This is a genomic window from Pseudoalteromonas sp. A757, from assembly GCF_004103285.1.
Lineage (GTDB): Bacteria > Pseudomonadota > Gammaproteobacteria > Enterobacterales > Alteromonadaceae > Pseudoalteromonas > Pseudoalteromonas galatheae.
Window position 1 is genome coordinate 38165 of sequence record NZ_QNQN01000056.1, and the last position, 13904, is coordinate 52068.

At 41.4% G+C, this 13904-nt stretch carries 12 protein-coding genes; 7 read left to right on the top strand and 5 right to left on the bottom strand.

Going from position 1 to position 13904, the window contains the following annotated elements:
- Positions 1 to 33: 33 nt before the first annotated feature.
- From DRB05_RS03515 to DRB05_RS03525, 3 genes are all read right to left on the bottom strand, one after another.
- Positions 34 to 522 (bottom strand): GNAT family N-acetyltransferase, encoded by a 489-nt coding sequence (locus tag DRB05_RS03515; protein WP_128725698.1) that lies wholly within the window; start codon positions 520 to 522, stop codon positions 34 to 36.
- Between the two features lie 65 nt (positions 523 to 587).
- A complete protein-coding gene (locus DRB05_RS03520; RefSeq protein WP_205125714.1) occupies positions 588 to 1088 on the bottom strand; it encodes a GNAT family N-acetyltransferase in 501 nt (166 codons plus the stop codon).
- 560 nt (positions 1089 to 1648) lie between these two features.
- On the bottom strand, positions 1649 to 1948 hold the full coding sequence (locus DRB05_RS03525; RefSeq protein WP_128725699.1) for a hypothetical protein: 300 nt from the start codon (positions 1946 to 1948) through the stop codon (positions 1649 to 1651).
- 119 nt (positions 1949 to 2067) lie between these two features.
- Between DRB05_RS03525 and DRB05_RS03530 the strand changes: the two genes are divergently transcribed.
- Entirely contained in the window at positions 2068 to 3222 is a 1155-nt protein-coding gene (locus DRB05_RS03530; RefSeq protein WP_128725700.1) for an IS110 family transposase, read from the top strand.
- Between the two features lie 370 nt (positions 3223 to 3592).
- Here DRB05_RS03530 and DRB05_RS03535 read toward each other — a convergent pair whose 3' ends face one another.
- Positions 3593 to 4441: a hypothetical protein gene (locus tag DRB05_RS03535; RefSeq protein WP_128725701.1), complete on the bottom strand. Its 849-nt coding sequence runs from the start codon at positions 4439 to 4441 to the stop codon at positions 3593 to 3595.
- A gap of 246 nt (positions 4442 to 4687) precedes the next feature.
- Here DRB05_RS03535 and DRB05_RS03540 point away from each other — a divergent pair, with 246 nt between their 5' ends.
- Together DRB05_RS03540 and DRB05_RS03545 are read left to right on the top strand one after the other, a co-directional pair.
- Entirely contained in the window at positions 4688 to 4978 is a 291-nt protein-coding gene (locus DRB05_RS03540; RefSeq protein ID WP_128725702.1) for a phage integrase N-terminal SAM-like domain-containing protein, read from the top strand.
- Between the two features lie 271 nt (positions 4979 to 5249).
- Positions 5250 to 5825, top strand: a complete 576-nt coding sequence (locus DRB05_RS03545; RefSeq protein ID WP_128725703.1) for a hypothetical protein — start codon at positions 5250 to 5252, stop codon at positions 5823 to 5825.
- An 8-nt stretch (positions 5826 to 5833) separates the two neighbouring features.
- Here DRB05_RS03545 and DRB05_RS03550 read toward each other — a convergent pair whose 3' ends face one another.
- Positions 5834 to 6448, bottom strand: a complete 615-nt coding sequence (locus DRB05_RS03550; protein ID WP_128725704.1) for a DUF2057 family protein — start codon at positions 6446 to 6448, stop codon at positions 5834 to 5836.
- Positions 6449 to 6621: 173 nt separating this feature from the next.
- Between DRB05_RS03550 and DRB05_RS03555 the strand changes: the two genes are divergently transcribed.
- The 4 genes from DRB05_RS03555 to DRB05_RS03570 all read left to right on the top strand — a co-directional run bounded on the left by DRB05_RS03555 (position 6622) and on the right by DRB05_RS03570 (position 13694).
- Positions 6622 to 6993 (top strand): histidine triad nucleotide-binding protein, encoded by a 372-nt coding sequence (locus DRB05_RS03555; protein ID WP_128725705.1) that lies wholly within the window; start codon positions 6622 to 6624, stop codon positions 6991 to 6993.
- A gap of 227 nt (positions 6994 to 7220) precedes the next feature.
- Positions 7221 to 7877: a response regulator transcription factor gene (locus tag DRB05_RS03560; protein ID WP_128725706.1), complete on the top strand. Its 657-nt coding sequence runs from the start codon at positions 7221 to 7223 to the stop codon at positions 7875 to 7877.
- Between the two features lie 149 nt (positions 7878 to 8026).
- Positions 8027 to 10186 (top strand): ATP-binding protein, encoded by a 2160-nt coding sequence (locus tag DRB05_RS03565; RefSeq protein WP_128725707.1) that lies wholly within the window; start codon positions 8027 to 8029, stop codon positions 10184 to 10186.
- A gap of 169 nt (positions 10187 to 10355) precedes the next feature.
- A complete protein-coding gene (locus tag DRB05_RS03570; protein WP_128725708.1) occupies positions 10356 to 13694 on the top strand; it encodes an amidohydrolase family protein in 3339 nt (1112 codons plus the stop codon).
- The last annotated feature ends 210 nt before the right edge of the window (positions 13695 to 13904 follow it).

Sequence of the window (13904 nt, forward strand, 5' to 3'; positions counted from 1 at the left end):
TTTGCGTCCATTTGATTGACTCGTTAGTTGCCCTTATACACCAACAACCTCACTTCGTCTTTCCATAAACACAACATCTCGCCAAATACCTTTCATTTTTCCAAGTTTGTCGCGAGTACCCAATTGGCGAAATCCATTTTTTTCATGTAGAGCAATACTGCTATGATTTTCGGGGAAAATTCCAGCTTGTAACATCCAAATATTTTGAGCTTCTGACTCTGTAATTAATTGTGCCAATAGCTTTTGACCAACACCTTTTCCTTGAGCCTGTTCTGCAACATATACACTAACCTCAGCTACACCCGAATATACTTGACGACTTGAAATAGGAGAAAGACCAGCCCAACCCACAACTTGTGTGTTTTCGACTGCAACAAGACGACAAATATCCAACATTGAACTATTCCACTCCTTCCACGTTTTTGCTTGCTCTTGAAAAGTGGCGTTACCTGTATCAATCCCTTGTTGATAAATATGTTGAACTGTGGAGAAATCTTTTTCATCAAAATTTCGAATAATCACCAAACCTCCATGGGAAACTAACGCTAAGCGGCGCAGCTTGTCTGCGTCGATGTTTGAGCGCCTTACTATATTTGAAACTCCAAGATGACGCTATTCTGTGAGCCAGTAGTCCTTTTCTCTGGATCATGAAATGTATCAACAATTTCAAATCCTGCTTTTCGCATCATACCAGCGGAAGCAAGATTTTCTTCATGTCTTTCTATTAATACATTACTAGTATTATTGTTCCTTGCTTCCAACACACATTCTTCTAGTAACCTTGTCGCTATACCTTGCCCTGAATGTAGTGAAGATACAACTACATCTCCAACAAACTTCATTTGCTTTAAATCACAATACTTTTCAAGGTAACTTGGGCTAGCCACTCCATCAATTAAAACAGCAAACCCAATAATTTCTGAATCTTTTGTAGCAACAATAGCTAGGGCACTTCCGCTTTCTACAAGTGCGAATTCGTCATTTATACCTTCTGGCGTTAAATAGTTCCATTCATTAGGCCCGAACTCCCAAAGGAGATCTTTCAATTTATCCATCTCTTTGAGGAATGCTTTTCGATATTCGATCAATGCTCATTACTCCATTAACGCCTTACTAATGGGCGCATTATGCTTGGCTAAAGTTAGCGACGAAGGAGCGCAAGCCTGCTGTTTTGCGTCCCTTGGTTGAAGCGTTTGTTAGCTAGCAGCAAACACATATTTGCGGCCTAAATAAATAAAATGTACTGCAACAGCTATTGGTATAAGAAGCCAAATTAATTCGATATTTATACCTAACATAAATGCAAACCCAAGGATTGAGCAAAAACCACAGGTTATAAATAAACGTAGTTTAGTAAACGATAAAAAATATCTGTTTGGCTCTAGAATATGCATGAAAACGGAGATAAACGCGAACATGCCTAGAAAGCCACCAACCTCAATAAGTAACATAACCAGCGTACCATAATAACCGTCTACTATACCCATAATTGAGATGGGTATAGTGATTAAGCCTAGTCCTAGAAGTATGACTAAAGGACCGAACCCAATTATGGCTTCAACAATGATCAAGAATTTGTATATTGGTCTCATTTGCTAGCTAACGCCTGCCAGCAGGGGCGCAGAATGCGTCCCTCTGGCTGGCTTTGTTAGTTGCTTTCTCGCACCCATAATGGGCTGCGTAAATTAGACTTATCTACCTCGGACTTATCGAATAGATTCAGTTCAGAACCTTCGACATTCACGTCCAAAGACAAAGCCACATAGCCCTCAGGCATGTATTCGCTTAAAACTAGCTCTGTGCCTACCGGGATAACCATTCCAGATTCTGTAGTCAGCTCAACCTGTGACTTCCAGATTTCAGTTGAGTCTGACTCCTGAAATAAGAATGCCACCACTGAAAAAATTCCAGCCAACAGGCCAGCTATAAATGTAAATATTAACTTCATACTGTCCTTAGCAACTAGACATAATGACTCCCACACGGTGCTAGCCTCCGCATTTCGTGGGTTAGCTTAAAGCCAGAGCCATAATTAGTTTGTCAAATAACTAAATAGCAGAGGCTAGCATGACTAAACATAACATACTTTTCATTGGCTTAGATACTCATAAAGAGTTCATTGAAGTTGCCTATATTGAAGACAATCGAGGTGCACAACCCATTCATTTCGGTCGTATTTATTCATCTAAAGTCACTATTAAAAAGCTTATCAGACAATTTGAATCTAAATACCCTAACACTACGCTCCATTTCGTTTATGAGGCTGGCCCCTGCGGTTACTGGATTTATCGGTTAATCACTAGTCTTGGTCATTGCTGCTATGTGGTTGCCCCTTCTCTCATTCCTAAAAAACCTGGCGAGCGTGTAAAAACTGACAAACGTGATGCACTTAAACTAGCTAAATTACTTAAGTCTGAAGACTTAACCCCTATTTATGTACCTGAGCCGGAAGATGAAGCTATTCGTGATTTATCTCGTGCTCGAGAAGTTGCGATGAAAGATTTAAAAGATGCAAAGTACCAGCTAAAAGCAATGCTTCTTCGCAACAACATTAACTATGCTGGCACAGCAAACTGGTCTCTCAAACACTTACGTTGGCTCACAGAGCTGGTATTGCCACATCCTGCACAACAAATCGTTTTACAAGAGTTTATTCAAACCATAAACGAGCGAACTGCACGATTGGAGCGACTCGACAATGAGCTCTCTCATCATGTTTATCAATGGCGTTACTACCCTGTAGTTAAAGCAATCCAAGCTATGCGCGGCGTTCGCTTACTCGTGGCCGCTGGTATTGTCTCTGAGCTTGGTGATTTAACCCGCTTCGACCATCCGCGAAAACTCATGAGTTATCTTGGGCTCGTTCCGAGTGAACACTCGAGTGGTGGTAAAAGGCATATTGGCGCAATTACTAAATGTGGCAATGGTCGTGCAAGGCGCTTATTAGTCGAAGGTGCTCACAGTTACCGTCATGCAGCCAACATATCGACTGAGTTACAAAAACGACAAGAAGGCTTACCAAAGCAACTTATTGATATTGCATGGAAAGCACAATTAAGGCTCTGTAAACGTTATAAAAAGCTTATAAATAAAGGCAAGCATTACAACCTCGTTGTCACCGCCATTGCCCGTGAAATGATTGCTTATATCTGGGCAATCGCAAAACAGGTTGTGCTCTCACCGGTAAATCCCAAATTAAGATTATCCAGAGTACCAGCTTAAAATGAACGAATTAGAGTTAATGTATTGGGTCAAGCATCGGGTGTGGCACAACCACCGACGGCGTTAGGATGGCAATGCAGCTAACGCAGCATTGAACCACGAACATAGACTGAAAACAGGTGCCACGTCGAGTTAAGTAAGGTCTGCTCTGCTCATGAAAATGAGTAACCAACGAATACCAGCAAGAAAACCGACGAAATTACTTGCTTCATCCTAATGCATTAACTCTCTCTAATTCGAGTTAAGAAATTATGGCTTAAAGTTAAGCAAGGATCAGTGTGTTTAACTTGACAGTGGGAGTCATACCAACGCCCCACTCACCGGAATTTTTGGAGCGTAGCGAGTAAAATTTTCCGTGTGCAGTGGCTTGTTAGGGTTCAATTTCAGTAATTTCTAATTGTTTTGGGTATTTTTTCCGACGCGACCAAAGCACAAAAGCTGGTAGTGAAGCGTATAAAAATCCTAACACAATAAAAAACAAAGGTTGCTGATCAATTGTCTTATGAGTTGAACTTTCAGACAGAAGTCGTGCAATAAACTCTCTCGCTTCGTTCGGTAATATTCCGAACACAACCATACCTAAGCCAAGTGCGATAGCAGCTCCAAATACCAACTTTGGCCTATCCAGTATAATTTTCATAGGACCTTTTAAATTATTACGCTTCTGCTCTAGCACTCTGCCTTGATCAATAAACCCTTCTGGCAAACCTTTAATTGTTCCACTTATTGTTGGATATTTTTGAGCGCCATCGTGTAGTAATTCAATAACAACTCCATCATCAGGATCCAAATACTCAAAATCAAAAAGCAATTTATTTTTAAATTCCGAACACTCATGCACACTAAATGCATTAGTATCTTTTGTTTGTTTTAGTATCTTATAGCTCAATATTTTATCTTCACTCTCGAAAGATATAGATAGAGGATCTTTTTCAACAATGTTACTGCCATCTAGAGTTTCGGTGCCATTATTCCAAAGGACTAATGTTGTTTTTGTAAGCCTTTCAACAACATTGCCTTTGTAGGTAACCGTTACATCCTTAGGTAAGTTGTCTTCCTCCCTACCAATTAGCCTTAATGACGATTTTTGGTAGCACGGCTTAGGAACACTTTTGGAGATTCTATATGAAAAAATTCCAACAACACCTAGAATGATGCCAATCACACCAATTAAGGAACCAACCCACCCTTGATTGAAAAACTCAAAAATTTCACTCATATATTGATTACCTTTTGAACCCTAACAATTTAATATCGACCCAATGGGTCATTTTTCTACCGAGTCATGGGTCATTATTCTCATTGTACCAGCTTTATCACAATAACTAACTTGTTGCTACAGATATATTTTTAATCATTATAGAAGCTATAAAAAGGATAAAAACGACCCAGTGAGTCGTTTTCTTGACTATAGGAGAAACACAACAATGCTGTATATAAATACAGATCATTTAGGACTAGCTCAATGAGAACTCGTTCACCATTTCTAAACCACATCGCCGAGTTTATGCTGACTAAGCAATATTCGCTCAGAACCGTTGATACATATCTTAAGTGGATTTCTTCCTATATTCATTTTCATGATAAGCGTCACCCAGCTTCAATGGGCGATAACGAGGTTGTCGAATATCTCGACTACCTTGTACTTAAACGTAATGTGTCGCCTAAAACACAAGCGACAGCGTTTAATGCATTATCTTTTCTGTATAAGCAAATAATTAAACAGGATTTGTGTCCTAATCTTGTAAATCGCTGACATCCACCACTAATTTGCAATGGAAGTGCTTTCATACTTTTTTACTTCATCTCCTCAGCTGTGGTGTTAATAGCGATAGGTATCACTTGATTTTCTTGTTTTCATCACTACAACACAAGTATTCATAAGGGGGCATTAGCGACACCTAACTTTATGAAGCGTGCTTTCGAAAAGTAACGCACTGCCGAGGAGCATATTTTGCTCCTCAGTAATTTTATTTCCTTGCTCCGCAAAGCTATATTTATCTTCTAATTTAAAAAGGAGATTTAATATGCAGATAGGACTAAGAACATTCATATTTTCGTTTGCCTTGATCACGCCAGCCGCTCACAGCAAACCTCAAGTGGAAAGCCCAGCGCCAACCAAAGAAGAGCTCATATTCAATTCAGGCCATATAACTTCAGTGGATCAGATGAGCCCTAATCACGCCAAAATCACATATAAATTAGCAAAGCAACTCATCGCCAATCCAAACATTTCTAAAACTGAGGAACTGATTAGGCTCTCTGAAAAAGTCTCATTGACTGAGAAAAAGATAGCAGAAGAATTCATCAAGATATGTCAAGACCTCATCGACTATGACATTTCCGACACGCGCGCTGCAGTTTATGCGTTTTTCTCCAAATTCGAGCGCTTAGAAGCGTTTAAAAGTCGTATGTACATCGAAGCCCTGCGAGATGAGAGCGCAGCCGTTCTTAACATGGTAGAAAGCTCCCACCACAAAGAGTTTGTTATATTAACTCCCGAAATAATCTTAGATGATTCACCCACGTCATGGTTGCTTGACCATAAGAACCTTTGCCGCAGTAAAATTATAACGATGAAACAAAACCTAACAACGCATTGATAAAGGGCTTAATTGCCCTTTATTTTTTCCAAAAACAACTGCTTTTGTTCAGGGGTTGCTTGCTGCCACCAATAGTCCAACATGCCAACCACATCTGGATGTGCTGATTTTGGCGCTGCAGGTGCTGGCGTAGTGGCTCGTGTGGTAGTGCTTGGCGTTGAATAACGAGATGCGGTGGATGTTGAAGGCTCACTTGCTATCGCTGTCGCTACTCTTGGTCTTTCTTGTGTCACCACCAATGTTGTCGCTAACGATTCGTTGGGTGCTTGCAACATAATCAACGGCTGATCTGCAAATGCCTTTGCCGCAACCACATTGTCAGGTCGGTTAAATTCAACCTGATACTCACCGTCTTGATCGATACTTATTTTTGCCCAAAATGGCTTCGACTCTATGGTTTCGTGGTCGTCATAGCCCACTTCATACAAATCGGTGTAACGCATTTTGACCGCATACTCTCCTTTTGCTAAGTCCAACTCTCGCACTTTGGAGAAGAATGAGTGCTCAATGGTTTTATCATCAACTTGCAAGGGAATAATTTCTTCAGGAAAACTTAGCAACGCAGCCTGTGAAAGCGGTGACAACAGTAAAACAGCGGTCGCAAGCGTATTTTTTAAGCGCATCTATTCACTCCTTCGTGAGTACCAAATCATTATACCTTGATGAGATTACTGCATACCTGCGTATATCTCTACCCTTTTAATTAGTGCACTTTAGAATAAGACACCAAATCTATTGAGTCTCCTTGAGAGTTAGCTATGCTAGAGCAATTCAATATGCCAAATAAGGAAGGGCCATGAGTTCAGAAACTATTTTTACCAAAATTATTAATAGAGAGATCCCAGCAGATATTGTTTACGAAGATGAACAAGCGCTCGCGTTTAGAGACATTAATCCACAAGCACCATTTCATGTCTTAGTTATTCCTAAAACAGCAATTGCGACTATCAATGACGTGACTGCAGAAAATGCTCATCTTGTCGGTCATTTATATGTTGTTGCAGCCAAATTAGCGAAAGAGCACGGCTTTGCGGAAGATGGTTATCGTGTAGTGATGAACTGTAACGATCATGGTGGTCAAACTGTCTATCACCTTCACCTACATGTATTAGCTGGAAAAGAAATGGGTTGGCCGCCTTACAGTAATACGAAAAAAGTACCAGTCTAGATTATTCTCTGTTAAGCAATGTAAATAAGTAAGTTATTAACTGAAATTGTTAAAATCTTACTTATTTCAATAAATTACATTTCAATACATATTCTGTACATAATTCCGATTTATTATTTCACTTTGTTATATAGCGGGTTTATCTATCTTGTGCTAAAAATTCTAATACAAAAGGTCTGAATCCCGTGTTAGCATTGAGAAATCGGAAAAAATAGAGTGTGTCCAAAATGAGCAGTAGTGCTTTTTTGTTATTAGATAAAGAACCAGTTAACACCATTGGTATCAATGTGTTACAACCTTTGTTGAAAACCCAAGGGTTGGATGTGACAACTGGAACTGATATCTCAGATGTGCCTGAAGGTACTCGATTACTTTTCATCGAAACCGCGGTAAATGATTCTTGGGGTAAATTAAAAGAACAACTTGTCAACCTCAAAGTAAAATGCGATATCGTGCTGTTCAACTTAGATGAAAATCCAGAGCTTGCTAATCGTGCGCTACTCAGCGGCATTCGTGGTGTATTCTACACGACAGACAATGCCGACGTGCTAATGAAAGGGATCCGCATGTTACTTGAAGATCAACTTTGGTATCGCCGTGACGTAATGTGTAACGTGTTAAATCGCATGCTGCAATTTAATAAAGATGCATTACATAAACTAACCGAAGGTGATATCGAACCTGTGAAACTCACTAAGCGAGAAAAAGCAATTATCGCGCTAATGAGTAAAGGGGCGAAAAACAAAGAGATCGCTGAAGAGCTAAACATCAGTCCACACACGGTAAAAACGCATCTATATAGTGCATTTCGCAAAACCAAATGTCGTAACCGTATCGAACTTCTTTCGTGGGCCCAACAGAATATTCCTGACGAAATTCGCTAAACTATATATTGAACCGACTGACGAAAGTCGACAGAGAAAAGGTAGCGCTGACATGATGATCTCAGCGCTTCTCTCAGTTATAAACTTTACTGCCTTAGCGAATACCTCTATGCTAAGCTTTTATCGCAACTGAAAGCAATTTTAGGTAAATGCTCGACCCAAAAACCCTCTACCTAACCAGTCTCGTCATGACTGCAATGATGGCACTTCTTACCTTTTTAACTTGGCGAGCAAATAAAAGCACACCTGGAACACTACTCTATATTTTTTACCCATTAGTTTTGCTCTGCGCGATTTCTTCTTTTGCGTTACATGGCTATTTTAACAACTGGGAAACCATTCCCATTGCTAACACCTTGTTATTCGCCGCTTCCATTATTCATTGCATGGCGATACGGCAGTTTTTAGGGATCAGAGGCCCTTCTTTTAAGCTATTTCTTGGTGTAACCGCTGGGCTTTTCATATTACTGATTTACAGCAGTATTATTGCCCCCAATCTGAGAGATCGGATGCTTATCTCTGATTTACAGCACATCGCTGAAGCTGCGCTACTCCTATATTTTTTTAGCCGCTTTGCACGAAACAAATATCCCAATGGCAGCATAGTCTATATCACTATTTTACTCATCATTCTGGTGATATTTACAGGCAGAACCTTGCTGATGGGGGATGTTACACATTTCACGCTTTTCAAAGAAAACTGGTTTACTATCACCATTTTCTTCAATGGTGTTCTTGCTCCTATTTTTTATGCAACAGGTATGGCGCTGTTATGTAATGAGCAAAGAGAACAAAATCTGAATAAATTAGCATTAAAAGCACAGCAAGACCTAGAGCTGCGCGGTATGTTTTTATCAACGATCAGCCATGAGATCCGAACCCCACTTAATGGTATTTTAGGAAGTGCTCAACTGATACTAGGACGCACCACAGACAGTCGCAACAAAGCTTATTGTGAAGCTATCGTAAATTCAGCTGAATCGTTAAATCTACTAATTGATAAAGTACTAGACTACGCGAGTTTGGAGCAAAGCGATGAAGCTTTGTACGAAGAAGACGTTGAGCTTAGAAGTTGGCTACAAAACCTTTGTTTGCTGCTAAGTCCGCTTGCAGAGCAAAAAAAGCTACACTTTGAATTGGTGTACGAGCTGCCCGATCAGGTGTGTTACTACTTTGACCAGCAGAAACTACGACAGATCCTAATTAACCTCGTTGGAAATGCCATAAAATTCACCGATAGAGGCGAGGTAAAACTCAAAGTTGAGATTTTAAAAGACCAACAAATTGAGCATAAAGTGCGCTTTAGTATCACGGACTCAGGGCCAGGTATTGATAGTGAAGACATTAATAAACTAACTGAGCCTTACGTACAAAGTAGTGCCGGTAAAGTTAAAGGTGGTACAGGTTTGGGCCTCGCCATTACTAGCCGCTTGCTCAACCGCTTGAATTCACAGCTAGATATCAAAAGTGAGCTAAGTAAAGGCAGCACATTTAGTTTTGATTTACTATTAAACATTGGCGAACTGAGCTTAGTAGAGCAACGTCCGCAGCATGATAACTGTATCACGGGTCTAAAAGTGCTGTTGGTAGAGGACTTAGATCTCAACCAAAAAATCGCTATCGAGTTTATGGCAGAAGATGAACATAAGGTTAAATTGGCAACCAATGGTAAAAGCGCCATTGAGATGCTGGTAGAACACCGTTTCGATGTCGTACTGTTAGACATGAATTTGCCCGATCTTTCCGGGCAAGAAGTATTAAAACAGCTACAAAACTGTGAGCATAAAAACAAGCGAACTCCATTTTTAGCCTTTACCGCCAGCCTCAGCCCCGATGAGGTCAAAGAGTATCTAGCACTTGGCATTCGCGATATCGTTGGTAAACCGATAAAACAAGAAAAGTTACGCCAAGCGCTGAGCGAATCACAGTCCCCGAAAAAGGCTAGTGTAAGCGTGGAATTGCCCGATACTCTTTACGATGAAACAGCCGTAAATGCTTTGAAATCAGGGTTTAGTGAGGATGAAGTTTCTTCGATTTACAACGAGTTTGTATTATCTGCACGAAATAAACTTATTCATATTCAGCAATTATTGGAACAAGACCGAGAACAATGCATCAGACAACTTCACCGCCAAGCCAGCACGGCCTTGCAACTCGGGTTTAATCGCTACGGTTCAAATTTGAAAAAAGCAGAGCGCCGATTATTGGACGGAAAATCTTGTCACGATGAACTCACAGAAGCCATGACGCTATGGCAAGACAGCCTTGCGGCCTACCTCCAGTTTGTACGTAAAGAGGCTATAGGATAAGCGTTATGATACGCACTCGATTTAACACCCGCTCATTTTGCGGGGTTAAACGCATCTCGTTCGACATCATCATAAAATTTGTTCATGCTTAGTGCCAATTTATATTAACGCTAACTTACTTAGACGCGTTACGCGTCTGAGATAAAAACTATAAAATTAGGGAACATCTATGTCATTTTTTAAAACCCCCCTAGCGATTGCTATCGGTGCAGCTGTGATTAGTTTGGCTCAACCAGCCAGCGCTGATGATGCTGTTACAGCCGCGCAAGCAGAAGAAAAATCAACTAAAGGCTGGGATGTGCTCAACCCACCAGGCGAAAAGCAAACCATCACCATTGATACTAACGAAACCACCTGGAGTAACTTAGATGTTAGTCCTGATGGTAAGCACATCGTCTTTGATATGCTTGGCGACCTCTACATCATGCCAATTGACGGCGGTAAAGCAACAGCACTCACAGCAGATATGGGCTGGAACATTCAACCTAAGTTTTCCCCTGACGGTAAATACATCGCGTTTATCTCTGATCGCGCAGGCGGTGACAACCTGTGGGTGATGGACGTTGACGGTCAAAATCTACGCCAGGTGTCAAAAGAAGTAAATAACCTTATTCATAACCCGGCATGGTCACCAGATGGTCAATATATTGCGGTAAAACAGGGTCAAGTAACAGGCCGTACCATCCCAGCAGGTTCAATACGCATGTATCACATCAGTGGTGGTAAAGGCGTATTAGTTCGCGAACGTCTGCATGGTACAAGCTCTCAAAAGAACGTTGCAGAACCCGCATTTTCTCACGACGGTAAAAAAATCTATTACTCAGTTGACGCAACCTCAGGCGTACGCTGGGAGTATAATAAAAACTCGCTCGACTCTGTTTTTGAAATTCGTAGTTGGGATTTAGCTACAGGTGAAGAAGAAACCGTGATCCGTGGTGCCGGAGGTGCTATTCGCCCAACCGTTAGCCCTGACGGTAAATCAATTGCGTTTGTTAAGCGCGAAGACAACAGCAACGAAATGGTCAGCGCTTTATACATCAAAGATTTACGTTCAGGTATTGAGACTCGTGTATATTCAGGGCTTGACCGTGATTTGCAAGAAGCCAATGGTGCACATGGTAACACGCCTTCTTTTGCTTACACGCCAGATGGTAAATCCCTGGTTTTTTGGGCAAAAGGGGTATTCAACCGCGTCAATATAGAGTCAAAAGAGGTGAGCATCATCCCTACTCGTGTTGTTGCTGAAAAACAGATTACACCGGCACTGCGTTTTGCTGTGGATGTTGCACCTGATACTTTTAAAATTAAACTCGCGCGCTGGTCGCAAATTTCTCCAGATGGTGAAACTGCGCTATTCCAAGCGCTTGGCTACCTTTACATAAAAGACATTGAGTCAGGTAAAGTAAGGCGCCTCACTAAACAAACCAACCACTTTGAGTTCTACCCAAGCTACTCTCGCGATGGTAAGTCTATCGTCTACACGACGTGGAATGACAAAGACTTAGGCGCGATACGTGTTGTATCTGCAACTGGCGGTAAGGGTAAAGTGATCACCCAAGAACCAGGTCACTATATCTCTCCTAGTTTTTCACCTGATGGTAAAAACGTGCTATTTAAAAAGGTCACGGGTGGCTACTTGTTAAGTGGCGATTGGTCAATGCACCCAGGTATTTATCTGATTGATGCCAAAGGCGGCGAAGCAAAGCGCATTATTAAAAATGGTGATAATCCTCACTTTGGAGCCGACTCAGAGCGCATTTACTTCTCAACAATGAGTGACGAAACACATCGTGAGCTTAAAAGTGTTAACCTCAATGGCCAAGAAGAACGTAGCCACTTCAAAGGTGATTACGTCTTTGATTTTAAAGTCTCTCCAAACGGCCAATACGTGGCATTTATCGAGCACTTCAATACCTTTGTTGCACCTTTTACCAGTACAGGTAAAACCCTATCAATTAACAAGGGTGAGAAAGCTTTCCCAGTTAAGCAAGTGTCAAAGTACTCTGGTGATTTCCTAAATTGGAAAGCGGATAGCAGCGCGCTAACTTGGGCATTTGGTCCCACACTTTATCAACGCAAACTGACTGATACTTTCGCTTTCGTCGATGGTGCATCTGACAACACCGACGAGCTAACCGCTGAAGGCATTGACTTAAGTTTTGAGCAAAAAGCAGATAAGCCTGAAGGTATGATTGCGCTAGTCGGCGGTAAAGTAGTGACTATGCGTAACGCTGAGAACGAACAAGAAATCATCGACAATGGTGTTATTCTGATCAAAGAGAATCGCATCGTTGCAGTCGGTAAGCAAGGTGAACTAGACGTTCCTAGCACAGCTAAAGTGATGGATATTAGCGGTAAAACCGTGATCCCAGGACTTATCGATGCCCACGCACATGGTAGCTACGGCAGCCGTAACCTGCAACCACAACAGAACTGGAATCAATACTCAAACTTGAGCTTTGGTGTGACAACTATCCATGATCCTTCCAATGACTCTGGTGAGGTGTTCTCAATGGCTGAGTTGCAAAAAGCAGGTCTCACCGTGGCCCCAAGAACCTACTCTGTCGGCCGTATCTTATATGCTGGCAATGCACCAGGCTACAAAACACCTATCAGCAACCTTGAAGACGCTGAATTCCATGTTAAACGTTTAAAAGACGCAGGCGCTATTTCGGTGAAGAGTTACAATCACCCTCGTCGTGAGACGCGTCAACAAGTGTTGGAGGCGGCAAAAAACATGGAAATCATGGTTGTACCTGAAGGTGGCTCAAAATTCCAACACAACATGAACATGATAATCGATGGTCACACAGGTGTTGAACATGCCTTACCGATTGCGAATATTTACTCTGATATCGAACAAATGTGGGGGCAAACAAACGTTGGCTTTACTCCGACTTTTGCTGTTGCCTACGGCGGTATTGCTGGTGAAGAATATTGGTATCATCACACCAATGTATGGGAAAACGAACGCTTGATGAGCTTTGTTCCTGAATATATAGTCAAACCAAGGTCAATTCGCCCAAGCAAAGCGCCTGAACGTCACTACAACCACATTAATGTCGCTAAAACTGCGAAACAGTTGCGTGATAAAGGTGTTACTGTACACATTGGTGCTCACGGCCAACGGGAAGGTTTAGCAGCACATTGGGAGTTATGGTCAATGGCCCAAGGTGGCTTTACCCCATGGCAGGCGCTTCGTAGTGGTACTATCGATGGCGCGAGATATTTAGGGCTAGATCGCGACCTTGGCACGATTGAACAAGGGAAACTAGCTGACCTTGCCATCATTGATGGAGATGTACTTTCTAATATTCGTGAATCAGAAAAAGTTGCCTACACCGTGATCAATGGCCGTATCTATGATGCAGCGACCATGAATGAAATTGGTAACTATGATAATAAACGCCAGCCTTTCTTCTTTGAAAATGGCGTACAAACACAAATGCACCCAGCAACCGCTGAGTACATGGAAGAAAAAGCCCATACCTATCACTGGAAACATTAATACCAATTGAATTAATTCTCTAATCAATTTGAAGGGTGAAATAGCATATTAGCTTCGTTAAAAATTTCTCATTTAGAACAACTAAATAGCAAAATTTTTTGCCTCGCTACTAAAGCTATTTCCCCGCTTCAAAATAGATCATTTACTTAATACAACTGATATAAAGTCTCGCTCTTGTAAAAGAGAAAGGTTAAATGTAAAAGCTCGGCC